Origin of the sequence: Pseudomonas sp. Z5-35 (genome assembly GCF_051131945.1) — a bacterium.
Classification (GTDB): domain Bacteria; phylum Pseudomonadota; class Gammaproteobacteria; order Pseudomonadales; family Pseudomonadaceae; genus Aquipseudomonas; species Aquipseudomonas marvdashtae.
In genome coordinates this window covers 4,360,597-4,386,688 of record NZ_CP071640.1, presented here as the reverse complement: position 1 = coordinate 4,386,688, position 26,092 = coordinate 4,360,597, and the positions used below count along the sequence as shown (strand labels likewise).

Here is a 26,092-nt window from a genome sequence, read left to right as displayed (position 1 = left end):
GGTCTGCTGCGCAGTCCAGCGGGAGCAAGCTCCCTCGCCACAGGTTATTGCGTCAGTTCGCGCATCCGCTTTAGCACCGCATTCAACCCATTGCTACGCGACGGCGACAGCTGCCGCGACAATCCCAGCTGATTGAACCAATCCGGCAAATCCACCTGCTGCAACTCTTCAGCGGACAGCCCGTTGACCCGCGCCAGCAACAACGCCACCAACCCGCGGATCAACCGTGCATCACTGCTGGCCGAAAACTGCCAGTGCCCGTCGTGCAAATGACCCACTAGCCAAACCTGGCTTTCACAACCACTGACGAGGTTCGCATCGCATTTGGCCTCGTCGCTCAATGGCGCCAGGCGCTCGCCCCACTGCATCAACAGCCGCGCGCGTTGCTCCCAGCCTGACGCGTCCTGGAAAATCTGCAGCGCGGCGTCGGCGTCGACCGGCAGTTTCATCGCAGCATCTCCAGGGCCTGATCCAGCGCGTCGAAGAACCGTTCAATGTCGGCGGAGTCGTTGTACAGCGCCAGCGAAACCCGGATCGCCCCGGACAGCTTCAGGTGCTTGAACAATGGCATGGCGCAGTGATGCCCGGCGCGCACGGCAATGCCTTGCTCGGTCAGCAGGTGCGCCAAGTCAGCGTTGTGGATGCCATCGACCACAAAGCTGACCAAGGCCTGTTGCGGCTCGCCCACCAAACGAACGCCGTTGCGCGCTCGCAGGCCGTGAAGCAAATAGTCATGCAGCGCTCTTTCATGATCGATGACCGCTTGCTCGTCGATATCGGACAGGTAATCGAGCGTCGCCCCCAAGCCGATCACGCTGGCGATGGGCGGTGTACCTGCCTCAAAACCCAGCGGTGCCGGGCGGAACGTGGCGTTGCGGTAATCGGCTTGCTGGACCATTTCGCCGCCGAACTGCCAGTGGCGCAGTTCGCCCAGCGCTGCGGTGCGACCGAACAGCACGCCCAAGCCTTCGGGACCATAGAGCTTGTGGCTGGAAAACACATAGAAGTCGCAGCCCAGCGCGTCCACGTCATGACGGCCATGCACGATGCCTTGGGCACCGTCGACCACCGTCAGCGCGCCCTGGGCCTTGGCCATCGCCAGCAATGCCGGCAATGGTTGCCAGGTTCCCAGGACATTCGACAACTGACTCACCGCGAGCAGGCGGGTACGCGGGCCGATCAGCTCGGCGGCAGCGCTCTTGTCAATCACCCCATCGGCATCCAGCGGCAACACCACCAGCGACAACGAGCGGCGCTCGGCCAGTTGTTGCCAGGGCAGCAGGTTGGCGTGATGTTCCAGGGCGCTGATGACAATTTCATCGCCTGGGTTGAACAGGTGTTCCAGCCCGTAGGCCAACAGGTTCAGCGCCGAAGTCGCGCCATGCGTGAAGATGACCTGGCCGCAGTCCACCGCATTGAGCCACTGGGAAACCTTGAGGCGACTGTCCTCGAACGCCTGGGTGGCGAGGGCGCCCGGCAAGTGTTGCGCGCGGTGCACGTTGGCCGCGCCATTGGCATAGTAATGCGCCAGGGCGTCCAGCAAGGCTTGGGGTTTCTGTGTGGTGGCGGCGTTGTCCAGGTAGGTCTGGCCTTGCCGTTGCAAGGCGGCGATGGCCGGGAAGTCGGCACGCCAGGGTGAGGGCAGGAACATGGTGATCAGGACTCGTTTGGGCGGGCCGGGCGTCGATGATACGCGCCCGGCCGCTCCATTGGCACGGGGCTTAGTTGTGCGCGTGCAGTGCTTCGTTCAACTCGATGGCGGATTTGTGGGTCTTGCATTCCACCGCGCCGGTCTCGGAATTGCGGCGGAACAGCAGGTCGGGCTGGCCCGCCAGATCGCGCGCCTTGACCACCTTGACCAGTTGGTTGTTTTCATCCAGCAGCGCGACCTTGGTACCTGCGGTCACGTACAGGCCCGACTCCACGGTGTTGCGGTCGCCCAGCGGGATGCCGATGCCGGCGTTGGCGCCGATCAGGCAACCTTCGCCGACCTTGATCACGATGTTGCCGCCACCCGACAGGGTGCCCATGGTCGAGCAGCCGCCGCCCAGGTCCGAGCCCTTGCCGACGAACACGCCCGCCGAGACACGGCCTTCGATCATGCCCGGGCCCTCGGTGCCGGCGTTGAAGTTGACGAAACCTTCATGCATGACGGTGGTGCCTTCGCCGACATAGGCGCCCAGGCGCAGACGCGCGGCGTCGGCAATACGCACGCCGGCCGGGACCACGTAGTCGGTCATCTTCGGGAACTTGTCCACCGAGAACACTTCCAGCAGCTCGCCACGCAGGCGGGCTTCGAGCTGATGCTCGGCCAGTTCGGCCAGGTCGATCGCGCCCTGGCTGGTCCAGGCCACGTTCGGCAGCAGCGGGAAGATACCGGCCAGGTTCAGGCCGTGGGGCTTGACCAGGCGATGGGACAGCAGGTGCAGCTTGAGGTAAGCCTCAGGCGTGGACGTCAGTTGTGCGTCTTCGGCCAGCAGGGTGGCAACCAGCGGCTTGTGGCTTTCGGCCAGGCGGGTCAGCAGCTTGGCTTGCGCGGCATCGACGCTGCGCAGCGCCTCAGCCAGCTGCGAGGCCTGGGTCGTGGTGAACGCGATGGCCTGGTTGCCTTCGCTGTAGCCGAGAATCGGCGCGATGGCGGCGACGATCTCAGCCGACGGCTTGAGCAGCGGCTGTGCGTAGAACACTTCCAGCCAGGCGCCTTCGCGGTTTTGAGTGCCGACACCAAAGGCCAGGCTGAACAGGGTCGTGGACATGGAAATTACCTCTACAAAATGGACTGGGCAGGCTTACTTGATTTCTGCCGCATAAATATCTGGCTTGAAGCCAATCAGGGTTCGGTCACCGAGATCGAGCACCGGGCGCTTGATCATCGAGGGTTGGGCGAGCATCAGTTCGATGGCTTTCGTCTGGTCGAGATCGGCTTTACGTTCGTCGTCGAGTTTGCGAAAAGTCGTACCGGCGCGGTTCAACACCACCTGCCAGCCATGTTCGTTGCACCATTGGGTCAGGTGCTCACGGTCGATGCCGGCGGTCTTGTAGTCATGAAAGTCGTAGTGCACAGCGTGTTCATCGAGCCAGGTGCGCGCCTTTTTCATCGTGTCACAGGCTTTGATGCCGAACAGCTGTAAGTGCTTGTTTTCATTGGGCATGAATGCTCCCCCAAAACGTTCCCGGTATCGTCCTGAAAATCAGCCGACGATTATGCCACGTCGTTCCAATCAGTGCCTCGACTGTCGCGGCGGATCGGACGAGGCGGAACCGATGGCGCGGTGGCGGCCACACAGCTCAGGTAAATCCCGCACTTCTGCGCACAAGAGGCCCCGCCCATGGATTCCATCCCGCTGACACCGCGCCCTACATTGACGAATCAATCGCAAGAAACACTCCCGCCCCTTTCACCAAGATCTACCACCGGGACCGCCGCATCCGTCCCGATCGGCCCTGTCACGGCTGCACAGGACCTGGCAAATCGCACGGGTGAAATCAAGGCCCAGCTCACCAGGGTATTCGAACCGCATATGAACGGCGCCAATCGCGAGGCCTTCGAGGCATTGATAGACGATCGTTCGCGAACCTTGGCCAATGATGGCGAAACCGCGCAAAGCGTCGATGCCGTGCTGACCAAAGGCTCGCGGCTGGATCGCGCGGCCCATGACACTGTCGGTTTCCTTCGTTCGGTTCCCTTCGGCGCGGCCTCCATCGCGCTGGACTTCGCCCCGGCGGTGACCGGCAATGGCTCGATTACCGCTCCGTTGGCGCTGTCGGCGATTGCCGGCCTGGTCAGCAGCGCCTCCGACACGGTCGGTAATGGCCTGATCAAGCGCGCCACCAGCGACACCCAGTGGCTGGTGGCCGAAAATGCCGACTTGGAGCCCGTCATGCAGGAAGCCGCCCAGGCGGTGAAGCCGAGCCTGACGACCCAGGCTGTCGAAGGCAGCCTGACTTTCCAGACCTTCACTGCGCGAAACGTGTTGCGCACGGTTATCCAACCCGTTGTGACGAAGACCGTCGATGCGCAAACGGGCAGCAAGGTGGATTCTGTAATAGCTGCCATCGGTTCTCCGCTGTCGGGCATGGCCGCCTATGACCTGCAACATTCCATCGATAAATCGAAACACCGGGTTGGTCCGGAATACCTGTTGGGGCGCCAAGACTGGCATCAGCGTTACAAGGACCTCAAGAATTATGGCGTAGGAAGTGCTGCGATGGGCATTGCGAAGCGGGTCGGCAGCCTGCCGCTGGACGTGATACGCGATGGCAGCAAATCGCTGCAAGGCTTGGTTACGCCGACTGGCCTGGTCAGTGGTCTTGGAGCGTTGGCCGGCGGTATTACTGCGATCGGCATGGCCCAGACCGCTGCTGTCAACGCGGCCAGGGACGCCGGGTTCTCGCCTGCCGGTGTTGCGGCGGCTGGCAAGGCGACTGTCACGGCGACGATGGCGCCGGTGCTCGCCGCCTGGGTGACAACGGGAGTGATGACCCAGCCGTTGGCGGACAAGGCTTCCGCCGCGTTGGATAAGCTATCCGCCGGTCCCGCCCATCCGGATGAGCTGCAGGGGATGTTGCCCTTGGTCGAAGCGTCGACGGCCGAACGGATCGGGGAAGATAGCGACAATGAGGGCGACAGCGTCGATTTTGTTTCGGCCCGCTCGACCCTCAGTGCCGCTGAGCGAGCTGTTTAACTGCGGATGATCGCCGGTCGCTCCTGCCGCGAGGAGGTTAGGAGCGGCCAACGGACGGCTGCGCATTCAAGCCGCTGAGGTGCGACCAATGTGCAAGGGCAGCGGTCCACCTCGGCAGTTAATATGGCACTTCACCGGCCAGCTGTTGCCGGAGATGTGTATGGCTGTCATTGGAAGTCCGTTATGCAAAGCGCCTATACCGTCCTGATCCTGTTGATGTTGGTGGGCGTTTCGCGCCTGATCGGACGGCTGGTCCCGCTGCCGTTGCCCCTGGTGCAGATCGGCGCCGGTGCCTTGTTGGCCTGGCCGTCCCTGGGGCTGCATGTGGCGCTCGATCCCGAGTTGTTCCTGTTTCTCTTTCTTCCGCCGCTGCTGTTCTCCGACGGTTGGCGCATGCCCAAGCGCGAGCTCTGGCGCTTGCGCGGGCCGATCCTGACGCTGGCGGTGGGGCTGGTGTTGTTCACGGTGGTGGGCGCCGGCTATTTCATTCATTGGCTCTTGCCGAGTATCCCATTGCCAGTGGCCTTCGCCCTGGCGGCCGTGCTGTCGCCGACCGACGCCGTGGCGGTCTCGGCGATTGCCCGGGACCGCCTGCCTGCACCGCTGATGCACATGCTCCAGGGCGAAGCCTTGATGAACGATGCCTCGGGCCTGGTGACATTCAAGTTTGCGTTGGCGGCGGCCATCACCGGTGCCTTTTCCTTGGCGAACGCCAGCCTGGCGTTCGTCCTGGTCGCGCTCGGTGGCCTGCTGGTGGGCGTGGCCCTTAGTTGGGTGGTGGGGCGCTTGCGGGCGTGGATGGTGGCCCGCGGCTGGGACGATCCAGCCACCCATGTGGTGTTCATGTTGCTGCTGCCGTTTGCCGCTTATGTGCTGGCCGAGCGACTCGGCGCGTCCGGAATTCTCTCGGCGGTGGCGGCCGGGATGATGCAGAGCTGGCTCGACCTGCTGCCGCGCCAGACCGGCACGCGGCTGCTCAATCGCAGCGTCTGGGCGCTGTTGGAATTCGCCTTCAATGGCTTGATCTTCCTGCTGCTGGGCTTGCAACTGCCGGACATCATCAAGGCCGTGGCCAGCCACGAAACGACGTTGTGGCCGACATTGTTCTACCGCTGCCTGGATGTGGTGGCGATTTTCCTGGTGTTGCTGGTGCTGCGGTTTGTCTGGGTGCAAAGCATCTGGCGTTTGTCGGGGCTGTTGCGGCGTTGGCGCGGCAAGGGCGAGCTGACCTTGGTGCCGACCGCGCGTTCTTGCTGGCTGCTGACGTTTGGCGGGGTGCGCGGGGCGGTAACACTGGCGGGCGTGCTGTCGGTGCCATTGCTGCTGGGGGCGGGCGAGGCGTTTCCCGAGCGGGACTTGCTGATCTTCATCGCCGCTGGGGTGATTCTGTTGTCGCTGATTGCGGCCTGCATCGCCCTGCCGCTGTTATTGCGAGGCATCGAGAAAAGCCCCGACGACAAACGCCGCAACGAAGTTCGCGAGGCCTGGCGCAAAACCGCTGAAGCGGCGATTCATGCGTTGGAAGTGGAGGAGCCGGCCGAGCTGCCCAGCACACCCGATGCCGCCCAGGCGGCACTGGCGACTGAGGTCAAGGCGCGGCTGATGTCCGAGTATCGCCACCAGCTCGACGTCTTCAACGACTCCGCCGAAGCCCAGGCCCTGGCGTTCGAAATGGACCTGCTGGAACGCCGGCTGCGCTTGAAAGCCTATCGGGCGCAGCGACTGGAGCTGTATCGCCTCAGTCGTGAACACCAGATTGGCGATGACGTGTTGCGTGAGGTGCTGGGGGAGCTGGATTTGGCGGAGGCGAATTTGGGGTTGGGGAAATAGATATCGGCCTCATTGTCCAGAAGGGTCTGGGATCGATCACGAGTTCTATGAACATACCTTGCTCGCGATGGGTAAAGTCAAATACGAATGGTGGGCGATCCTGGTTTGAAAAAGCCCGGCGGGCCGGGCTAGTATCAGGCAGCTTTTACTGGCTTTATCAGGCTTTCTGCTGGGATGCCGAACATATCGTGAAGCTTCCAGATCATGGGCAGAGTTAACGAGCGCTTACGGTTGAGCACCTCGTATACGCGGTTCGTTTTTCCGATAGCGGGAGCAAGATCGGCTGCAGTGAGTCCAGATTGCTCCATGCGAAACTTGATGGCTTCAATTGGGTCAGGCAGATCAACCGGGAAGTTCTTGGTTTCGTAGGCCTCGATCAGAGTGACCATGACTTCAAAAGCATCGCCTTCCGGGGTGCCAAGTTCAGGCTCATTCTCAAACAGGGGAGAGATCTCTTTGAGAGCTACCCGGTATTCTTCATCGGTGCGGATTGGGCGAATGTTCATGATGATTACTCCATTTCCACGGTGTTTGCGTCGATCTCATCGTACCGACGATGAGTGCCGACAAACTTGATGTACACAGCGCCGAAGCGGTAGGCAATGGCGACCACCAGGCGGTAGTCGTTACCCTTGATGTTGAACACCACGCGGCGACTCTTGAGAATGCTTGCGTTACCGTATTGCGCCTTGATGTCGTTTGGGTTGGTCCAAGTGGCTTTTTCGGCATCGTCAAGCCAAGCCTTAAGCTGCTGTTCGGAATCTGGGTATTTCTCCCAGAAGGCTTTCAGATGACTGATGGCGATAATTCTCATGGGTGAGAATTTAGTCCCGTGGTGGGACTTTTGCAAGCATTCACAAGCAACAGCTTGCAGTCCTGCCGGACACTCATCCTTAACCTCATAAAAAGCAAAGCCGCCCGAAAGGCGGCTTCAATCGACACGCAACTGAGCTTGCTCTGCCCCGTCTGCGTGGCTGGGTCAACCCGGAGAGGGATCCAGACTCCTGCCAGCGTTCACTGGTGACGGGGCGATCATGGCTGCCGGTAATAGCGAATTCAAGCCAGCTTGATTCTTGAAACAGGGCTGCAAGTGATCTGTTGAGGTGCTAAACCTGTGAAATCAATGGCTTGCTTTAGGGAGACGCGTTTTATTTCTTTTCTTGTCTGAGCAGACAGATTGGCGTCTGTCAGACGCGCCGAAGTTTCCGACAAGTTTTTAAGGTTGTCCGTCGGAAGCGTGGGCTCTAGCCTCTGGGTGTCGCTGCCAATTCAGCGACCGGACGTGAGAATCCGAACAACACCTCTAGGAGCACGGGCTTCTGCGCTATCCAAGCGCGGGGCTTTACATACTTCAGCTCTAGGGAGCAATTTTGATGGACAAGAAAGAGACTCAAAACGCACCAAAGCCAGCCTCCACTTTCCCCTACGCTGACTATGCCCCCGAAAAGCTGCAAGAGGCAGCCGATCGTGTGTTGGATCAATATCTCAAGCCTGATGACGACAGCAAGTCAGAACCCAAGCCCTCAGTACAGTTATTCACTGTGGCTGACGGTATCGACACCGAAGTGTTGCTCGCCAACCTCAGCGAAACCCTGGCTTCGGCCAATGCGATGCTCAACGACCTTGCCTTCGATCAGGACGGCTCGCGACGGCATGTAGCATTGGGAGTGGCCCAGATGATTGAGTTGGGGATGTTGTTGGCGAACAAGTGCCTGGACCGGGTAGAACTTCGGACTTGGTGTAATAAATGCCGGCCTCATCGCGAGCAAGTTCGCTCCCACGGGGGATTTGTGGTGTTCACAGATATAGAGTCGACACCGAGCTCCTGTGGCGAGGGAGCTTGCTCCCGCTGGGCCGGGCTGGCGCTCCAGCGCGAAGCGGCCCTAAACCCGGGCAACGCGGTACGTCAGACAGATTGAGTTGACTGCTTTGGGGCCGCTGCGCAGCCCAGCGGGAGCAAGCTCCCTCGCCACAACAGCGCTTATGCGTGAGCCTCTTCCTGCTCAGGCACCAACCGTACTTCCACCCTCTGACCCAACGCACGCGCTGCGCTGGCAAGCGTTGCCAGCGTCATTCCCGCATCGTTCTGGTCCAGTGCGCGATCAACAGCAGTGCGACTGGTGTGCATCCGCTGTGCCAAGGCTTTTTTGGTCACTTTCTGAAGCTTCATCGCTTCGGCAATCTGCCAGGCAATAACGCGTTTGAGCGCAGCTGCGGAAACTTCTTCGGCGATACCTTGCTCGGCGAGGAAGTCGTCAAAATCAGATCCGATGTGCTTGTTCATTTGCTGTGCCTCATAGTCTTGCTTTGCGCTGCTTGGCGGTTGCCATATCGGTGGTTGGCGTTTTTTGACTCTTCTTTATGAAAGCGTGGAGTAGAACCATGTCAGAGCCCACCACAGTAAAGAGAACGCGGGCGATGGTATCTCCAAGGTCAATTCTGACCTCCCATAGCCCAGTGTCCAGCTTGCGAACCACCGGCATACCTATAGGCCAACCAATCTGAACGGTCTTGATGTCAGTTCCGATCATTCGTCTATGCTCGCGAGGCAGGTCAGTCAGCCATTCGCGAACGGGCTCATTCCCGGCGTCGGTGCGGAAGAAATGTACGTTCAGTATGGGGGCAATATCAACCATGAACGGAGTGTACCGAAATAGGTGCATTGCGCAACCCAGGTATTACTGAGGATTTGTACAGGGGGGGCGGGTGGTTGATACGGATGCTGCTGTTGGGGCCGCTGCGCAGCCCAGCGGGAGCAAGCTCCCTCGCCACGACAGCGGTCCGCTTCAGCGCGATACGGTCATCAGCCCCGACGCTGGATGAACGCGCGGATCCGCTCCGCCGCTTCCACGCATTCAGCCAATGGCGCGACCAGGGCCATGCGCACGCGGCCGGCGCCTGGGTTGACGCCGTCCACGTCGCGGGACAGGTACGAACCCGGCACGACGGTCACGTGTTCCTGTTCGAACAGGTCACGGCAGAACGCCGCGTCATCGCCCGCCACATTTGGCCACAGGTAGAAGCTGCCATCGGGGCGTTGCACGTCCAGCACCGGGCTGAGGATTTCCAGCACGGCGTCGAACTTCTCCCGGTACAGCGCGCGGTTGGCGCGGACGTGCACTTCGTCGTTCCACGCGGCGATGCTCGCCAGTTGGGTTTGAACCGGCATGGCGCAGCCGTGGTAGGTGCGGTACAGCAGGAAGCCCTTGAGGATGTCCGCATCGCCGGCCACGAAGCCGGAGCGCAGGCCGGGCAGGTTGGAGCGTTTGGACAGGCTGTGGAACACCACGCAGCGCTTGAAATCCTTGCGGCCCAGTTCGACGCAGGCGCTGAGCAGCCCTGGCGGCGGGGTTTGTTCGTCGAAGTAGAGTTCGCTGTAGCACTCGTCCGCTGCGATGACGAAGTCATGTTCGTCAGCCAGGGCGATGAGTTTCTTCAGCACCTCCACCGGGATCAACGCGCCGGTTGGGTTGCCCGGGGAGCAGAGGAACAGGATCTGGCAGCGCTTCCAGATGTCCGGCGATACCGCATCGAAATCCGGGTTGAAGCCGTTCTCGTCCAGGCACGGCAGGTAGTGCGGCTTCGCTCCGGCCAGGAACGCCGCGCCTTCATAGATTTGATAGAAAGGGTTCGGACTCACCACCAGGGCATCGTCGGCCCGGTTGACCACGGTCTGGGTGAAGGCGAACAGCGCCTCGCGGGTGCCGTTGACCGGCAGTACGTGGCGCGCCGGGTCGAGCCAGCCGTTCGGCACGTTGAAGCGTCGTTCGCACCAGCCGACGATGGCCTCACGCAACTCCGGGATGCCGAGCGTCGTCGGGTACACGGCCATCTTTTCCAGATTGCTGGCCACGGCTTCAGCCACGAAGCTCGGCGAACGATGCTTGGGCTCGCCGATGGACAGCGCGATCGGGCGCTTGTCCGGGTTGGGCGTGACGCTGCCGAGCAGGGCGCGCAATTTTTCGAACGGGTAGGGCTGGAGCTGGTTCAGGGCGTTGTTCATCGTTGCGCAATCTCTCAAAACGGCTGAATCATGACGCAATCAGATGCTGATGCGCGTCAGGTTGATGTCGGGTTCCTGGTTGACGCTCAAGTGCCGGACGATCGCTTCCTGCAAGCGGCTGCATAGCTGCGGATCGGACAGCGGCTGGTTGTGAGCGTCGGTGATAAAGAAAACGTCTTCCACCCGCTCGCCGAGCGTTGCGATCTTGGCGTTCTGCAGTGACAGGTCGAACTCCAGGAAGATATGGCCGACCCGCGCCAACAGGCCCGGCCGGTCCGGAGCGCTGAGTTCCAGTACCGTGACCTGGCGCTGGGCGTCGTTGTGGATCGTCACCTGGGGCGCAAAGGCGAAGTGCTTGAGCTGGCGCGGCACCCGGCGCTGGATGATGGTCGGGTAGTCCGCCGGGTTGCGCAGGGCTTCGGTGAGGCCGTCGCGAATCTGCTTGACCCGCGCCGGGTTGTCACCAATCGAGTCGCCGTCGGTGTCGAGCACGATGTAGGTGTCGAGGGTGAACTGGCTGCTGGACGTGATGACCCGGGCGTCGTGAATGTTCAGGTTAAGCTGGTCCATCGCCGCCACGGTCACGGCGAAGAAGTCGTGCTGGTCCGGGGCATAGATGAAGATCTGCGTGCCGCCCTCGAACTCGCGCTGGGTGGTTTCCTTGATCAGCACCAACGGCCCGCCATCGGCTGGCTGCTGGAGGATCGCATCGCTGTGCCAGGCCACGTCGCCGGCGGTGTGGCGCAGGAAATAATCATCGCCCAATTGCGACCAGAGCTGCTCGACGTCGTCCGGATCGGTGCCGCCGCGGACCAGAATGTCCAGCGCCGCGCTTTGGGTGCGACGGATCTGCTCTTCGCGGTCCACCGGATTTTCCAGGCCGCGGCGCAAGGCACGCTTGGTCTCGGTGTAGAGCTGGCGCAACAGGCTGGCGCGCCAGGAATTCCAGAGGCTCGGGTTGGTGGCATTGATGTCGGCCACGGTCAGCACGTAGAGGTAATCCAGGCGGGTTTCATCGCCGACGATCTGGGCGAAATCGTGGATCACCTGCGGATCGGACAAATCCTTGCGCTGGGCGGTGGTCGACATCACCAGGTGGTTCTGCACCAGCCAGACGATCAGCCGGCTGTCCCACAGGGGCAGTTGATGGCGCTGGCAGAACGCCTCGGCATCCACCGCGCCGATTTCGGAATGATCGCCTTGGCGGCCTTTACCGATGTCGTGATACAGCCCTGCCATGTAGATCAGCTCGGGCTTGGGCAACTTGGCCATGAGCTTGCTGGCCAGGGGGAATTTTTCCGAGACCTGGGTGTACTGCAGCTTACGCAGGTGCTTGATCAGGTTCAGGGTGTGGGCATCGACCGTATAGATGTGGAACAGGTCGTGTTGCATCTGTCCGACAATGAAGCCGAATTCTGGCAGATAACGCCCGAGGATCCCGTAGCGGTTCATCCGCCGCAGATTGCGGTGCACGCCGATCTTGCACTTGAACAACTCGATAAACAGGCTGGTGTTGCGGATGTCGTGGCGGAAATCTTCATCGATCAGGTGACGATTTTCCCGCAGCAGGCGGATGGTGTCGGCGCGTACGCCCTTGATTTCCGGCTGCTGGGCCATGAGCACGAAGATTTCGAGCATGGCAAAGGGCGTGCGACGGAACACATTGGCGTTGCGCGCTTCGATGTAGCCGTCGTGCAGTTGGAAACGTGAGTTGATCGGCTGCGGAGGTTCTTCGTCTTCGGGGGCGAGGATGACTTCCTCGAAGTGCTGGATGATCAGCTCGCTGAGTTGGGCAATGCTCATCACGACGCGGTAATACTGTTGCATGAAGTTTTCGATGGACTGCTTGGCATCCTGTCCTTCGAAGCCCAGCAGGCCGGCGATGGAGCGCTGATGATCGAACAGCAGACGGTCCTCGGAACGTCCGGCGAGCATGTGCAGCGCATACCGGACCTTCCACAGGAACTCCTGGGACGACGCCAGCAAGGCGTTTTCGCTTTCCACCAGGAAGCCTTCACCGGCCAGGGCCCGCAGGTTCAGCGTGCCGTACTGGCGGCGGGCGACCCAGAGGATGGTCTGGATGTCCCGCAGCCCGCCCGGCGAGCCTTTGACGTTGGGTTCCAGGTTGTATTCGGTGTCGTTGTACTTGTGGTGGCGGGCCTTCTGCTCGGCGTGCTTGGCCAGGAAGAAATCCTTGCTCGGCCACATGTGCGCCGTGCTGGTGACATCGAGCATGCGCTGGCGCAGCCGCTCAGGGCCGGCGATGGTGCGACTTTCCATCAGGTTGGTGATCACCGTGAGGTCGGCGCGGGCCTCTTCGGCGCATTCCTGCACCGAACGCACACTTTGGCCGACCTCCAGGCCGATGTCCCACAGCAGCGTCAGGAAACGCTCGATAGAGTCGCGGAAGATTTCATGGTCGGCGCTGTCCAGCAGGATCAGCAGGTCGATGTCCGAGTAGGGGTGCAGTTCGCCACGCCCGTAGCCGCCAACCGCCACCAGGGCAATGTCGGCATCCTCGCTCCAGTTGAACTGTTCCCAGGCCTTTTGCAGGATGTTATCGACGAACCAGGCGCGATCCTCGATCAGCCGGCGAATATCCCTGCCGCTGCGAAAGCGCTGGTCGAGCACTTCGTGGGCCTGGCGGATCGCTTTCTTGAACGCCGATATGGGGCTTGCCTTCAGGGCCAGTTCAGCCTGGAACTGGCCGCGGTCGAAGAGTTCGGGATCCACCTGCGGCATCGAATGGCTTTCCTTTCTATCTATCTATAGCTATAGGCTGGGTTCGAATCAGGCGGAAACGCGAGCAATGGTGTCATCGCTGCGCAGGGTAAAGATCTCGTAGCCGGTCTCGGTCACTAGCAACGTGTGCTCCCACTGGGCCGACAGCTTGCGGTCCTTGGTGATGGCAGTCCAGCCGTCGCCCAGTACCTTGGTGTCGGCGCGACCCTGGTTGATCATCGGCTCGATGGTGAAGGTCATGCCCGCCTGCAGTTCCATGCCGGTGCCGGCGCGGCCGTAGTGCAGGATCTGCGGTTCTTCGTGGAACACCTTGCCAATGCCGTGGCCGCAGAATTCGCGCACCACCGAGAAACCGTTCTTCTGCGCGTGCTTCTGGATCACTTCGCCGATGTCGCCAAGGCGGCAACCCGGTTTCACCAGTTCAATGGCCATGTACATGCATTCCTGGGTGACCTTCGACAGACGCTGGGCCCACTCCGGGACGTTGCCGACATGGAACATGCGGCTGGTATCGCCGTGGTAGCCATCCTTGATGACGGTGACGTCGATGTTCAGGGTGTCGCCATCCTTCAACGGTTTTTCGTTGGGAATGCCGTGGCAGACCACGTGGTTGATCGAGGTGCAGATCGACTTGGGGAAGCCTTTATAGTTGAGCGGCGCGGGGATGGCTTTCTGCTCATTGACGATATAGTCGTGGCAGATGCGGTCCAGCTCTTCGGTGGTCACGCCCGGCTTGACGTAATCGGCGATCATTTCCAGCACTTCGGCGGCGAGTTTGCCGGCGACACGCATTTTTGCGATGTCCTCGGGAGTCTTGAGGGTAACGGTCATACAGGCTCTCTCTGCGCCCGACGGCGCTGTTCAAAACGAAATGGGCGGCGGATGATGGTCGGTGCGGCCCTGAAAGAGGCGATTCTAACAGACGCTCGCGCAAAACCGCGCCTGCGTGCATCGCTTCTCTCTATAAGGGGCTGTTGCCACAGCCAATGAATGGGCTGCATAACGGCGCTTCGCCGGGTTTTCAGAATCCGGGTTTCGTTTTCATCCTTGCTGTGGTATAAAATGCGCCGCTTTCCGGGGATGACCCCGTGAGCTTAAATCCACACACGTGTCGACACGATGGCCTGGGTGCCTTCGGCTTATTCAGCCGCTGGTTGGTCATTGGGATACGTGGAGGCCAAACCCGACTTATCAAGGAACTATCATGTCCCAAGTCAACATGCGCGATATGCTGAAGGCCGGTGTGCACTTCGGTCACCAGACCCGTTACTGGAACCCGAAAATGGGTAAGTACATTTTCGGCGCGCGCAACAAGATCCACATCATCAACCTTGAAAAAACCCTGCCGATGTTCAACGAAGCACTGACCTTCGTAGAGCGCCTGGCCCAGGGCAAAAACAAGATTCTGTTCGTCGGCACCAAGCGTTCCGCTGGCAAGATCGTTGCTGAAGAAGCAGCACGTTGCGGTTCGCCGTACGTCGATCACCGCTGGTTGGGCGGCATGCTGACCAACTTCAAGACCATTCGCGCTTCCATCAAGCGTCTGCGTGACCTTGAAGTCCAGTCCGAAGACGGTACTTTCGCCAAGCTGACCAAGAAAGAAGCGCTGATGCGTACTCGCGATCTTGAGAAGCTGGACCGCTCCCTGGGCGGTATCAAGGACATGGGCGGTCTGCCTGACGCACTGTTCGTGATCGACGTTGACCACGAGCGCATCGCGATCACCGAAGCCAACAAGCTGGGTATCCCGGTCATCGGCGTTGTCGATACCAACAGCAGCCCGGAAGGCGTTGACTACATCATTCCAGGCAACGATGACGCCATTCGCGCCATCCAGCTGTACATGGGTGCGATGGCTGACGCTGTCATCCGTGGTCGCAACAATGTAAATGGCGGCACCGAAGTCTTCGCTGAAGAAGCTCCGGCAGCAGCCGCTGAGTAACTGACGCCCTGGCGTTGACTCAGTAAGCAAAAAGGGGGCTTGGCCCCCTTTTTGCCACCTCGAAAACCATTTGTGGGCAGCGCAGCTACAGCATCTGTAACGTGCAGCCGCTAACAAAGGGTGTTTCAGGAAGAATTGATCGCCCGTTCGGTCGGGTGGAATGGTTGAAAACCTATCCAAGAGGATTTTGAAATGGCAGAGATTACTGCAGCGTTGGTCAAAGAACTGCGCGAGCGTACCGGCGAAGGCATGATGGACTGCAAGAAAGCCTTGACCAAGGCTGGCGGCGACATCGAGAAAGCCATTGATGACATGCGTGCCTCGGGCGCCATCAAGGCTGCCAAGAAAGCCGGCAACATTGCCGCTGAAGGCGCGATCGGCATCAAGGACGACGGTAAAGCTGCCGTTATCATTGAAGTCAACTCGCAGACCGATTTCCTGGCCCTGCAAGACGACTTCAAGGCATTCGTTGCCGCCAGCGTCGAAAAAGCATTTGCCGACAAACTGACCGACGCAGCTCCGCTGATCGCCGCTCAGGAATCGGCTCGTGAAGCCCTGGTTGCCAAAGTGGGCGAGAACGTCAACATTCGTCGCTTGGTTCGCGTTGAAGGCGATGTTGTCGGTTCTTACCTGCACGGCAACAAGATCGGCGTAGTCGTGGCCCTCAAAGGCGGCAACGTCGAGCTGGCCAAGGACATCGCCATGCACGTCGCTGCCAGCAACCCTGAGTTCCTGCTGCCGTCGGAAGTTTCCGCTGATGCCATCGAACGCGAGAAAGCCGTGTTCATGCAGCTCAACGAAGACAAGATCAAGGGCAAGCCAGCCGAAATCGTTGAGAAAATGGTTGCCGGTCGTATCACCAAGTTCCTGGCTGAAGCCAGCCTGGTTGAGCAGGCGTTCGTCAAGAACCCTGAAATCAAGGTCGGCGAACTGGCCAAGAAGGGCGGCGCTGAAATCGTTTCCTTCACTTACTTCAAGGTGGGTGAAGGCATCGAGAAGCCAGTAGACAACTTCGCTGAAGAAGTGGCTGCTCAGCTGGCTGCCAGCAAGCAATAAGACGGTTTCACGACTGTCGCCCAGAAGAGGCTGCCCGCTCACGCGCGCAGCCTCTTTTCGGATGGGGATGCCGATTTATATTGGTTTCCCGCCGGAACTGGCTTACAAAGCCGTGTTCCGATGGCGCGGTTTCAGCGCCAAGCTAGAGTGAAGGCAGGCTGCAAACAGCCTCAAAGAATTTTCGAAAATACGCCGCAGGAGAGATTCGCAATGGCTCAGCAGGGCAGTGGTTATCAGGCTCGCTATAAACGCATTCTACTCAAGCTTAGCGGCGAGGCCCTGATGGGCTCGGAAGAGTTCGGGATCGATCCGAAGGTGCTGGATCGCATGGCGCTGGAAGTTGGCCAGCTGGTCGGGATCGGCGTTCAGGTCGGCCTGGTCATCGGCGGCGGCAACCTGTTCCGTGGCGCGGCGCTGAGTGCGGCGGGCATGGATCGGGTCACGGGCGACCACATGGGCATGCTGGCCACTGTGATGAACGCCCTGGCTATGCGCGACGCGCTGGAGCGTGCCAATATCTCCGCCATCGTGATGTCGGCCATTTCCATGGTCGGCGTGACCGATCACTACGATCGCCGCAAGGCCATGCGCCACCTCAGCGCCAAGGAAGTGGTGATTTTTGCCGCCGGTACCGGCAATCCGTTCTTCACCACGGATTCGGCCGCGTGCCTGCGAGCGATCGAGATCGACGCCGATGTCGTGCTCAAGGCTACCAAGGTGGATGGCGTGTATACCGCTGACCCGTTCAAAGACCCGCATGCCGAGAAGTTCGATCATCTGACTTACGATGAAGTGCTGGATCGCAAGCTGGGTGTAATGGACCTGACCGCTATCTGCCTGTGCCGCGACCACAAGATGCCGCTGCGCGTCTTTAACATGAATAAACCCGGTGCCCTGCTCAACATCGTGCACGGTGGCGCCGAAGGAACTCTGATCGAGGAAGGCAAGTAATGATCAACGAAATCAAGAAAGACGCTGAAGAGCGCATGAAGAAGTCCTTGGAGTCTCTGAACCACGCATTCGGTCAGATTCGTACCGGCAAGGCTCACCCGAGCATCCTCGGTAGCGTCATGGTGCCTTACTACGGCACTGACACACCGCTGAGCGGCGTCGCCAACGTCACCGTGAAAGATTCGCGCACCCTGCAGGTCGTGGCTTTCGAGCGCAACATGCTCGCTGCTGTAGACAAGGCGATCCAGAGCGCCGGTCTGAATCTCAACCCAACTAACCTGGGTGAGCTGCTGCTGATCCCGATGCCGGCCCTCACCGAGGAAACGCGCAAAGGCTTCACCAAACAGGCTCGTAGCGCAGCGGAAGACGCGCGTGTTGCCGTGCGTAATATCCGTCGTGACGCGTTGGGTGAGCTGAAGAAGCTGGTCAAGGATAAGGAAATCAGTGAAGACGAAGAGCGTCGTGCCGTCGCTGATATCGATAAGCTGACCAAAGAATCCGAGGCCCAAATCACCAAGGCCACGGACGAGAAAGAAAAAGACCTGATGGCCGTATAAGGGTCTCGTTTTCATGGATAAGACCAAGCAGGCCGTGCCGTTCGCGGTGCCGCGCCATGTGGCGATCATCATGGACGGCAATAACCGCTGGGCCAAGAAACGCTTTATGCCTGGCGTTGCCGGGCACAAGGCAGGGGTCGATGCGGTTCGTGCTGTCATCGAGGTGTGCGCCGAGGCTGGGGTCGAGGTGCTCACTCTGTTCGCCTTTTCCAGCGAAAACTGGCAGCGTCCCGCCGATGAAGTCAGTGCCTTGATGGATCTGTTCCTCAAGGCCCTGCGGCGCGAAGCCAAGCGGTTGGACGAGAACAGGATCTGCCTGCGGATCATTGGTGATCGCTCGCGTTTCCATCCTGAACTGCAAGCCGCAATGCGTGAGGCTGAGGCCGCCACGGCTGGCGCCGATCGGTTTGTGCTGCAAATCGCTGCCAATTATGGCGGCCAGTGGGACATCGCCCAGGCGGCCCAGCGCCTGGCGCGGGAAGTCCAGGCCGGCCACCTGCGGCCCGAGGACATCACGCCCGAGCTGTTGCAAACCTGCTTGGCGACCGGCGACTTGCCGTTGCCGGACCTGTGCATCCGTACCGGCGGCGAACATCGCATCAGCAATTTCCTGCTCTGGCAGCTGGCCTACGCCGAGCTGTACTTCTCCGACCTGTTCTGGCCGGACTTCAAACACGAAGCCATGCGCACCGCACTGGCCGATTTCGCTTCCCGTCAGCGTCGTTTCGGTAAAACGAGCGAGCAGATCGAAGCTGGAGCCCGGGTTTAATGCTAAAACAACGAATCATCACCGCCCTGATCCTGTTGCCCATCGCCTTGGGTGGTTTTTTCCTGCTCGAAGGGGCGGGCTTTGCCCTGTTCATCGGGCTGGTCGTGACGCTGGGTGCGTGGGAATGGGCGCGGCTGGCAGGTTTTGCCGCGCAGTCGGCGCGCGTGACCTATGCGGTGGCGGTCGCCGCCATGTTGTTCGTCATGTACCTGGTGCCTGGCATCGCGCCGTGGGTGCTGGGGGCGGCGGTGCTGTGGTGGGCGACGGCGACCTTCCTGGTGTTGACCTATCCGCGCACCACTCATCACTGGTCCAATGCCGCGACCAAGCTGATGATTGGTCTCCTGATCCTGCTGCCGGCCTGGCAGGGGCTGATCTGGATCAAGCAGGGGCCGCTGGGAAACTGGCAAATCATGGCAGTGATGGTGCTGGTCTGGGGCGCTGACGTCGGCGCTTATTTCTCCGGTCGTGCCTTCGGCAAGCGCAAGCTGGCGCCAAGGGTCAGTCCCGGCAAGAGCTGGGAAGGCGTCTATGGTGGGCTCGCCTTGAGCCTGGTGATCACCGCCGTGGTTGGCTTCGTGCGCGACTGGACGGTCGCGCAGCTGCTGATGGGCCTGATCGGCGCCGCGCTCATTGTATTTGTATCGGTGGTCGGCGACCTGACCGAAAGCATGTTCAAGCGCCAATCCGGGATCAAGGACAGCAGTAACCTGCTGCCGGGCCACGGTGGCGTGCTGGATCGTATCGACAGCCTGACCGCCGCGATCCCGATCTTTGCAGTGCTGTTGTGGATGGCGGCATCGTGAGTCGTCCCCAGCAGATTACCGTCCTCGGGGCCACCGGTTCGATCGGTCTCAGTACTCTGGATGTCATTGGCCGGCATCCAGAGCGCTACCAGGTGTTTGCCCTCAGCGGTTTCACGCGCCTGAGTGAATTGCTGGCGCTGTGCGTACGCCACGCGCCGCGGTTTGCCGTGGTGCCCGAGGCGGCTGTGGCGCAGGCGCTGCAGGACGACCTGCGCGCAGCCGGTTTACAGACGCGTGTCCTGGTGGGGGAGGAGGGCTTGTGCCAGGTAGCCTCCGATCCCGAGGTCGATGCTGTGATGGCGGCAATTGTCGGCGCTGCGGGCTTGCGTCCGACGCTGGCTGCGGTGGAAGCGGGCAAGAAGATCCTGTTGGCCAACAAGGAAGCGCTGGTGATGTCCGGCGCACTGTTCATGCAGGCGGTGCGCAAAAGTGGCTCGGTGCTGCTGCCCATCGACAGCGAACACAATGCGATTTTTCAATGCATGCCGCGGGATTTCTCTCGCGGCCTGGGCGTGGTGGGTGTACGGAGGATTCTTCTGACAGCCTCCGGCGGTCCATTCCGGCAGACGCCGCTGGAAGAATTGGTGCATGTTACGCCCGAGCAGGCCTGTGCCCACCCGAACTGGTCCATGGGGCGCAAGATTTCCGTGGATTCGGCCAGCATGATGAACAAGGGGCTGGAGCTGATCGAGGCCTGCTGGCTGTTCGATGCCCGGCCGTCCCAAGTCGAAGTGGTGATTCACCCGCAAAGCGTGATTCACTCGCTCGTGGATTACGTCGATGGGTCCGTTCTGGCCCAGTTGGGCAACCCGGACATGCGCACCCCGATCGCCAATGCCCTGGCCTGGCCGGAGCGGATTGATTCGGGCGTGGCGCCGTTGGACCTGTTCGCCATTGCGCGCCTCGATTTCCAGGCGCCCGATGAGCAGCGCTTCCCCTGCCTGCGCCTGGCGCGACAGGCAGCCGAGGCGGGCGACAGTGCACCGGCCATGCTTAATGCCGCCAACGAAGTAGCGGTCGCGGCGTTTCTCGACGGGCGTGTCCGTTACCTCGAGATCGCGAGTATCATCGAAGAGGTCTTGAATCTTCAGGCCGTGGTTTCACTCGATGACCTCGACGCAGTCTTCACCGTGGATGCCAGGGCTCGAGAGCTGGCGGGGCAGTGGTTGGGGCGTCACGGACGTTGAGGCAGCGGTACGTTAGCCAGGGTTGTCCTGGACAGGATTGTGGAGAAAACAGATGAGCGCGCTCTATATGATTGTCGGCACCCTGGTTGCGCTGGGGGTGCTGGTCACTTTTCACGAATTCGGCCATTTCTGGGTCGCGCGTCGCTGTGGCGTCAAGGTCCTGCGTTTTTCCGTCGGCTTCGGCATGCCGTTGCTGCGCTGGCATGACAAGCAGGGGACCGAATTTGTCGTGGCGGCCATCCCACTGGGCGGCTACGTCAAGATGCTCGATGAGCGTGAGGGTGAAGTGCCCGCCGATCAACTCGACCAGTCCTTCAATCGCAAAACCGTCCGTCAGCGTATCGCTATCGTTGCGGCCGGACCTATCGCCAACTTCCTGCTGGCCATGGTGTTTTTCTGGGCGCTGGCGATGTTGGGCAGCGAGCAGGTGCGGCCGGTTATCGGTGCGGTCGAGGCGGGCAGCGTGGCGGCTCGCGCCGGATTGAGCGCTGGGCAGGAAATCGTTGCCATAGACGGTGAGCCGACCTCGGGCTGGGCTGCCGTCAACCTGCAATTGGTCCGTCGCCTGGGTGAAAGCGGTTCGTTGCAACTGCTGGTACGTGAGCAGGGATCGACGGCGGATTTGCCCCGGGAGCTGATGCTCGATAATTGGCTCAAGGGTGCGGACGAGCCGGACCCGATCCGCTCCTTGGGGATTCGCCCATGGCGTCCGGCGTTGCCGCCAGTGGTGGCTGAACTTGATCCCAAAGGCCCGGCTCAGGCCGCTGGCTTGAAGGCCGGTGACCGCTTGCTGGCTTTCGATGGCCAGTCGGTCAGTGACTGGCAGCAGGTAGTCGACTCGGTTCGTGTACGTCCTGATACCAAGATTGTGCTGCGTGTAGAGCGCGACGGTGCTTCAATCGACGTCCCGGTGAACCTGGCTGCCCGTGGCGAAAGCAAGGCGCCGACCGGTTATCTGGGCGCTGGCGTCAAGGCTGTCGAATGGCCAGCGGAAATGATCCGCGAGGTCAGCTTCGGTCCTGTCGCGGCCATTGGAGAGGGTGCGCGGCGTACTTGGACCATGAGTGTCCTGACCCTCGACTCGCTCAAGAAAATGTTGTTCGGCGAGCTCTCGGTAAAAAACTTGAGTGGACCGATAACCATTGCTAAAGTGGCGGGCGCTTCTGCCCAGTCGGGCGTCGCTGATTTCCTGAATTTCCTTGCTTATCTGAGCATTAGCCTGGGGGTTCTGAATTTGCTGCCCATTCCGGTACTGGATGGGGGGCATCTGCTGTTTTATCTGATCGAGTGGGCGCGTGGTCGTCCCTTGTCGGATCGGGTGCAGGGTTGGGGGATACAGATCGGTATCAGCTTGGTGGTCGGGGTGATGTTGCTTGCCTTGGTCAACGATCTGGGTCGTCTGTAACGCTTCGCTGAATTGCGAATCTGCCGCATTTTGCGGCAGTTTGTTTATTGCCAGTTGGAATAAGAAAGGACTTCATGAAACGTCTGCTGCTAACTGCGGTTCTCACCGTATTGATGATCGCCGAAGTTCACGCCGAGTCCTTCACTATCTCTGATATTCGCGTCAACGGCCTCCAGCGGGTTTCCGCGGGTAGCGTCTTTGGTGCCTTGCCGCTCAACGTCGGCGAGCAAGCGGATGATCGGCGCCTGGTGGAATCCACTCGCGCTCTGTTCAAGACCGGCTTCTTTCAAGATATCCAGCTGGGCCGTGACGGCAATGTTCTGGTCATCACGGTCGTCGAGCGCCCGTCGGTCGCCAGTATCGAGATCGAAGGCAACAAGGCGATCTCCACTGAAGACCTGATGAAAGGCCTCAAGCAATCCGGCCTGGCCGAAGGCGAGATCTTCCAGCGCGCCACCCTCGAAGGTGTGCGCAACGAGCTGCAACGCCAGTACGTTGCCCAAGGCCGCTACTCGGCTACCGTCGACACCGAGGTCGTGCCGCAACCGCGCAACCGCGTCGGCCTGAAGGTGAACATCAACGAAGGCACCGTTGCGGCCATCCAGCACATCAACGTGGTGGGCAACACCGTCTTCCCCGATGAAGACCTGATCGACCTGTTCGAACTCAAGACCACCAACTGGTTGTCGTTCTTCAAGAACGACGACAAGTACGCCCGTGAAAAACTCTCCGGTGACCTGGAGCGCCTGCGTTCCTACTACCTGGACCGTGGCTACATCAATATGGACATCGCCTCGACCCAGGTGTCCATTACTCCGGACAAGAAGCACGTCTACATCACCGTCAACGTCAACGAAGGCGAGAAATACACCGTTCGTGACGTCAAGCTCAGTGGTGACCTGAAGGTTCCTGAAGACCAGGTCAAGTCGCTGTTGCTGGTGCAGAAGGGCCAGGTTTTCTCGCGCAAGCTGATGACCACCACGTCTGAACTGATCACCCGTCGCCTGGGTAACGAGGGCTACACCTTCGCCAACGTCAACGGCGTGCCGCAGCCGCACGATGAAGACCATACCGTCGACATCACCTTCGCCGTGGACCCGGGCAAGCGCGCCTACGTCAACCGCATCAACTTCCGTGGCAACACCAAGTCCGAGGACGAAGTGCTGCGCCGTGAAATGCGCCAGATGGAAGGTGGCTGGGCGTCGACCTACCTGATCGACCAGTCCAAGACCCGCCTGGAGCGCCTGGGCTTCTTCAAGGAAGTCAACGTCGAGACTCCGGCTGTACCGGGCGTCGATGACCAGGTCGATGTGAATTACAGCGTTGAAGAGCAAGCTTCCGGCTCGATCACCGCCAGCGTCGGTTTCGCCCAGAGCGCGGGCCTGATCCTGGGTGGTTCGATTACCCAGAACAACTTCCTGGGTACCGGTAACAGGGTCAGCGTCGGCCTGACCCGCAGCGAATACCAGACCCGTTACAACTTCGGTTTCGTGGACCCCTACTGGACCGCGGACGGTGTGAGCCTGGGCTACAACGCCTTTTATCGCACCACCGACTATGACGAGCTTGATTCCGATGTATCCAGCTATGCGGTAGACAGCTTGGGTGCCGGCGTCAACGTGGGTTATCCAATCAGCGAGACTTCGCGGCTTACATTCGGTCTCACTGCCCAGCAGGATGAGATCAGCACTGGCCGCTATACCGTTGACGAGATCTTCGATTTTGTCGAGAAGGAAGGCGACAAGTACCTGAACTTCAAGGCCTCTGTCGGCTGGTCCGAATCGACCCTGAACAAAGGCGTACTGGCGACCCGCGGCCGTTCCCAGAGCCTGGTCCTGGAAACGACTACACCTGGCAGCGACCTGTCGTTCTTCAAGATCGATTATCGTGGCCAGCTGTTCCAGCCGTTGAGCGATAACTACACCATGCGCCTGCACACCGAGCTGGGCTATGGCGATGGTTACGGCTCGACTGATGGCCTGCCGTTCTACGAGAACTACTATGCTGGTGGTTTCAACTCGGTACGTGGCTTCAAGGACAGTACCCTGGGCCCGCGCAGTACGCCGAGCCGAGGCACCAACCCAGGCACCATTGCCGACCCGGATCAGGATCCGCTGCCGTTCGGTGGCAACGTGCTCATCCAGGGCGGCGCCGAACTCCTGTTCCCGATGCCGTTCGTCAAGGATCAGCGCTCCCTGCGTACCTCGGTATTCTGGGATGTGGGTAACGTATTCGACTCCAGTTGCGATGACACCACCAACGCCAACGGCACCCGATCCAACACCAAGTGCAACGACATCAGCCTGAGTAACCTCGCCAGCTCCGTCGGTGTCGGCGTGACCTGGGTCACCGCGCTGGGCCCATTGAGCTTCGCGTTGGCGATGCCGATCAAGAAACCGGATGACGCTGAAACCCAAGTGTTCCAATTCTCCCTCGGCCAGACGTTCTAAGCGTCTGACCCAAGATAACGACAATGGATTTTGTAGGAGTACATCGTGCGTAAGTTGACTCAATTGGTTCTCCTGGCGACCGTACTGGTCGCAGGTCCGGCTTTTGCCGACATGAAAATCGCCGTTCTGAACTATCAGATGGCCCTGCTGGAATCCAACGCGGCCAAAAAATACGCCGTGGACGCCGAGAAGAAGTTCGGCCCGCAACTGACCAAGCTCAAGGGCCTGGAAAGCAGCGCCAAGGGTATCCAGGATCGTCTTGTTGCCGGCGGCGACAAGATGGCCCAGGGTGAACGCGAGCGTCTGGAACTCGAATTCAAGCAGAAGGCCCGAGACTTTCAGTTCCAGTCCAAGGAGCTGAACGAAGCCAAAGCTGTTGCCGACCGTGAAATGCTCAAGCAGCTCAAGCCGAAACTCGACAGCGCCGTGGAAGAAGTCATCAAGAAAGGTGGTTTTGACCTGGTGTTCGAGCGTGGTGCAGTAATCGATGTCAAACCTCAATACGACATCACGCGCCAGGTTATCGAGCGCATGAACCAGCTGAAGTAATCCATGACAGCGACTATCAAGCTCGGCCAATTGGCCGAGTTCCTCGGCGCCACCCTGCGTGGCGACCCGGAGAAGGCAATTACTGGGCTAGCCACTTTGCAAGAGGCTGGCCCAGCTCAGTTGAGCTTCCTGGCAAACCCTCAATACCGCAAGTACCTGGCTGACAGCCGGGCTGCCGCGCTGTTGCTCAAGGCTGGCGATGCCGAAGGGTTTGCCGGCGATGCGCTGATAGTGCCCGATCCATACCTGGCGTATGCGCGCATTTCCCATTTGTTCGATCCCAAGCCGAAGTCGGCTGCTGGCGTTCATCCCAGTGCGGTGATCGCGGCGGATGCGGCGGTTGACCCCACGGCCAGTATCGGTCCCTTTGTCGTCATCGAAAGCGCGGCCCGAATCGGTGCCGGCGTCACGCTGGGCGCCCATTGCGTCATTGGCGCGCGTAGCGAGATTGGCGAAGGCGGCTGGTTGGCGCCACGCGTTACCCTGTACCACGATGTGCGCATCGGCAAACGGGTGGTGATTCAGTCCGGCGCAGTGCTGGGCGGTGAAGGGTTCGGTTTCGCCAATGAGAAAGGCATCTGGCAGAAGATCGCCCAGGTCGGCGGTGTCACCGTTGGCGATGACGTGGAAATCGGCGTCAACACCGCGATCGACCGTGGTGCACTGGCCGATACCGTAATAGGCAATGGCGTAAAGCTCGACAACCAGATCCAGATCGCCCACAACGTCCAGGTCGGTGATCACACCGCCATGGCTGCCTGCGTGGGCATCTCCGGCAGCACCAAGATCGGCAAGCATTGCATGCTGGCCGGTGGCGTAGGGCTGGTGGGACATATCGATATCTGCGACAACGTTTTCCTGACCGGCATGACCATGGTTACCCACTCGATTACCGAGCCGGGTGCCTATTCTTCCGGTACGGCGATGCAGCCGGCGGCTGAATGGCGAAAGAGCGCGGCGCGTATCCGCCAGCTCGACGACATCGCCCGGCGCCTGAAACAGATGGAAAAGCGTGTAGGGGACGTGACCCCTGGCGGCAATGCTTCATCAGATGGCTGATACCATTTCCATATCAAGTGTGCACAGCCGTTAGGGCATCTTGATTTGCTAGCGGAGTGCGCGTCACTCGTGCGCTCCCAATCTTTACATAGGCTTCCCCC

24 protein-coding genes and 1 pseudogene are annotated in these 26,092 nt (G+C 60.3%); 14 read left to right on the top strand and 11 right to left on the bottom strand.

The features are described 5' to 3' along the window. Positions 1–44 precede the first annotated feature (44 nt). The 4 genes from J3P95_RS20145 to J3P95_RS20130 all read right to left on the bottom strand — a co-directional run bounded on the left by J3P95_RS20145 (position 45) and on the right by J3P95_RS20130 (position 3,152). Positions 45–449, bottom strand: a complete 405-nt coding sequence (locus J3P95_RS20145; protein ID WP_434558451.1) for a SufE family protein — start codon at positions 447–449, stop codon at positions 45–47. Next, entirely contained in the window at positions 446–1,651 is a 1,206-nt protein-coding gene (locus J3P95_RS20140) for an aminotransferase class V-fold PLP-dependent enzyme (protein ID WP_434579947.1), read from the bottom strand. Before J3P95_RS20140 ends, J3P95_RS20145 begins: the two co-directional genes overlap by 4 nt. Before the next feature lie 70 nt (positions 1,652–1,721). Next, positions 1,722–2,756, bottom strand: a complete 1,035-nt coding sequence (dapD, locus tag J3P95_RS20135; protein ID WP_434579949.1) for a 2,3,4,5-tetrahydropyridine-2,6-dicarboxylate N-succinyltransferase — start codon at positions 2,754–2,756, stop codon at positions 1,722–1,724. A 33-nt stretch (positions 2,757–2,789) separates the two neighbouring features. Beyond that, entirely contained in the window at positions 2,790–3,152 is a 363-nt protein-coding gene (locus tag J3P95_RS20130; RefSeq protein ID WP_434558448.1) for an ArsC family reductase, read from the bottom strand. 369 nt (positions 3,153–3,521) lie between these two features. Here J3P95_RS20130 and J3P95_RS20125 point away from each other — a divergent pair, with 369 nt between their 5' ends. Both J3P95_RS20125 and J3P95_RS20120 read left to right on the top strand, forming a co-directional pair. Beyond that, a complete protein-coding gene (locus J3P95_RS20125) occupies positions 3,522–4,685 on the top strand; it encodes a type III effector protein RopAA (protein WP_434558447.1) in 1,164 nt (387 codons plus the stop codon). Between the two features lie 183 nt (positions 4,686–4,868). After that, a complete protein-coding gene (locus J3P95_RS20120; RefSeq protein ID WP_434579952.1) occupies positions 4,869–6,515 on the top strand; it encodes a Na+/H+ antiporter in 1,647 nt (548 codons plus the stop codon). Between the two features lie 134 nt (positions 6,516–6,649). Here J3P95_RS20120 and J3P95_RS20115 read toward each other — a convergent pair whose 3' ends face one another. Together J3P95_RS20115 and J3P95_RS20110 are read right to left on the bottom strand one after the other, a co-directional pair. Continuing rightward, positions 6,650–7,021, bottom strand: a complete 372-nt coding sequence (locus J3P95_RS20115) for a helix-turn-helix domain-containing protein (protein ID WP_434558445.1) — start codon at positions 7,019–7,021, stop codon at positions 6,650–6,652. 5 nt (positions 7,022–7,026) lie between these two features. Beyond that, positions 7,027–7,329 (bottom strand): type II toxin-antitoxin system HigB family toxin, encoded by a 303-nt coding sequence (locus J3P95_RS20110; protein ID WP_434558444.1) that lies wholly within the window; start codon positions 7,327–7,329, stop codon positions 7,027–7,029. A gap of 559 nt (positions 7,330–7,888) precedes the next feature. On the opposite strand from J3P95_RS20110, the pseudogene J3P95_RS20105 reads away from it, so the two are divergent. After that, positions 7,889–8,251: pseudogene (locus J3P95_RS20105) on the top strand (DUF6124 family protein); the annotation flags it as partial. Positions 8,252–8,496: 245 nt separating this feature from the next. Here the strand turns inward: J3P95_RS20105 and J3P95_RS20100 are convergent. The 5 genes from J3P95_RS20100 to map form a co-directional block, all read right to left on the bottom strand. Further along, positions 8,497–8,799, bottom strand: a complete 303-nt coding sequence (locus J3P95_RS20100) for an XRE family transcriptional regulator (RefSeq protein WP_057448352.1) — start codon at positions 8,797–8,799, stop codon at positions 8,497–8,499. Between the two features lie 10 nt (positions 8,800–8,809). Further along, entirely contained in the window at positions 8,810–9,151 is a 342-nt protein-coding gene (locus J3P95_RS20095; RefSeq protein ID WP_434558443.1) for a type II toxin-antitoxin system RelE/ParE family toxin, read from the bottom strand. Between the two features lie 167 nt (positions 9,152–9,318). Next, positions 9,319–10,518, bottom strand: a complete 1,200-nt coding sequence (dapC, locus tag J3P95_RS20090) for a succinyldiaminopimelate transaminase (RefSeq protein ID WP_434579955.1) — start codon at positions 10,516–10,518, stop codon at positions 9,319–9,321. Between the two features lie 39 nt (positions 10,519–10,557). Next, on the bottom strand, positions 10,558–13,260 hold the full coding sequence (locus tag J3P95_RS20085; RefSeq protein ID WP_434579957.1) for a [protein-PII] uridylyltransferase: 2,703 nt from the start codon (positions 13,258–13,260) through the stop codon (positions 10,558–10,560). A 48-nt stretch (positions 13,261–13,308) separates the two neighbouring features. Continuing rightward, a complete protein-coding gene (gene map, locus J3P95_RS20080) occupies positions 13,309–14,091 on the bottom strand; it encodes a type I methionyl aminopeptidase (protein ID WP_053118843.1) in 783 nt (260 codons plus the stop codon). Positions 14,092–14,464: 373 nt separating this feature from the next. Between map and rpsB the strand changes: the two genes are divergently transcribed. From rpsB to lpxD, 11 genes are all read left to right on the top strand, one after another. Continuing rightward, positions 14,465–15,202 (top strand): 30S ribosomal protein S2, encoded by a 738-nt coding sequence (rpsB, locus tag J3P95_RS20075; protein ID WP_186635005.1) that lies wholly within the window; start codon positions 14,465–14,467, stop codon positions 15,200–15,202. 192 nt (positions 15,203–15,394) lie between these two features. Next, positions 15,395–16,258: a translation elongation factor Ts gene (tsf, locus tag J3P95_RS20070; protein WP_024619613.1), complete on the top strand. Its 864-nt coding sequence runs from the start codon at positions 15,395–15,397 to the stop codon at positions 16,256–16,258. 210 nt (positions 16,259–16,468) lie between these two features. Further along, positions 16,469–17,209, top strand: a complete 741-nt coding sequence (gene pyrH / locus J3P95_RS20065; protein WP_434558440.1) for a UMP kinase — start codon at positions 16,469–16,471, stop codon at positions 17,207–17,209. Further along, positions 17,209–17,766: a ribosome recycling factor gene (gene frr / locus J3P95_RS20060; RefSeq protein ID WP_434558439.1), complete on the top strand. Its 558-nt coding sequence runs from the start codon at positions 17,209–17,211 to the stop codon at positions 17,764–17,766. The genes pyrH and frr overlap by 1 nt, the downstream gene beginning before the upstream one ends. 13 nt (positions 17,767–17,779) lie before the next feature. Next, entirely contained in the window at positions 17,780–18,535 is a 756-nt protein-coding gene (gene uppS, locus J3P95_RS20055; RefSeq protein ID WP_434558438.1) for a polyprenyl diphosphate synthase, read from the top strand. Then, complete coding sequence (locus tag J3P95_RS20050; protein ID WP_434558437.1) at positions 18,535–19,341, top strand: phosphatidate cytidylyltransferase; 807 nt, start codon at positions 18,535–18,537, stop codon at positions 19,339–19,341. The genes uppS and J3P95_RS20050 overlap by 1 nt, the downstream gene beginning before the upstream one ends. Beyond that, positions 19,338–20,528, top strand: a complete 1,191-nt coding sequence (gene ispC, locus J3P95_RS20045; RefSeq protein ID WP_434558436.1) for a 1-deoxy-D-xylulose-5-phosphate reductoisomerase — start codon at positions 19,338–19,340, stop codon at positions 20,526–20,528. Before J3P95_RS20050 ends, ispC begins: the two co-directional genes overlap by 4 nt. A gap of 52 nt (positions 20,529–20,580) precedes the next feature. Continuing rightward, positions 20,581–21,933 carry an RIP metalloprotease RseP gene (gene rseP / locus J3P95_RS20040; RefSeq protein ID WP_434579960.1) on the top strand — a complete coding sequence of 451 codons (1,353 nt, stop codon included), beginning with the start codon at positions 20,581–20,583 and terminating at the stop codon, positions 21,931–21,933. 74 nt (positions 21,934–22,007) lie between these two features. Continuing rightward, positions 22,008–24,383: an outer membrane protein assembly factor BamA gene (gene bamA, locus J3P95_RS20035; protein WP_434558434.1), complete on the top strand. Its 2,376-nt coding sequence runs from the start codon at positions 22,008–22,010 to the stop codon at positions 24,381–24,383. Positions 24,384–24,428: 45 nt separating this feature from the next. After that, a complete protein-coding gene (locus J3P95_RS20030; protein ID WP_434558433.1) occupies positions 24,429–24,932 on the top strand; it encodes an OmpH family outer membrane protein in 504 nt (167 codons plus the stop codon). A 3-nt stretch (positions 24,933–24,935) separates the two neighbouring features. Then, complete coding sequence (lpxD, locus tag J3P95_RS20025) at positions 24,936–25,991, top strand: UDP-3-O-(3-hydroxymyristoyl)glucosamine N-acyltransferase (RefSeq protein WP_434579961.1); 1,056 nt, start codon at positions 24,936–24,938, stop codon at positions 25,989–25,991. Positions 25,992–26,092: the final 101 nt, after the last annotated feature.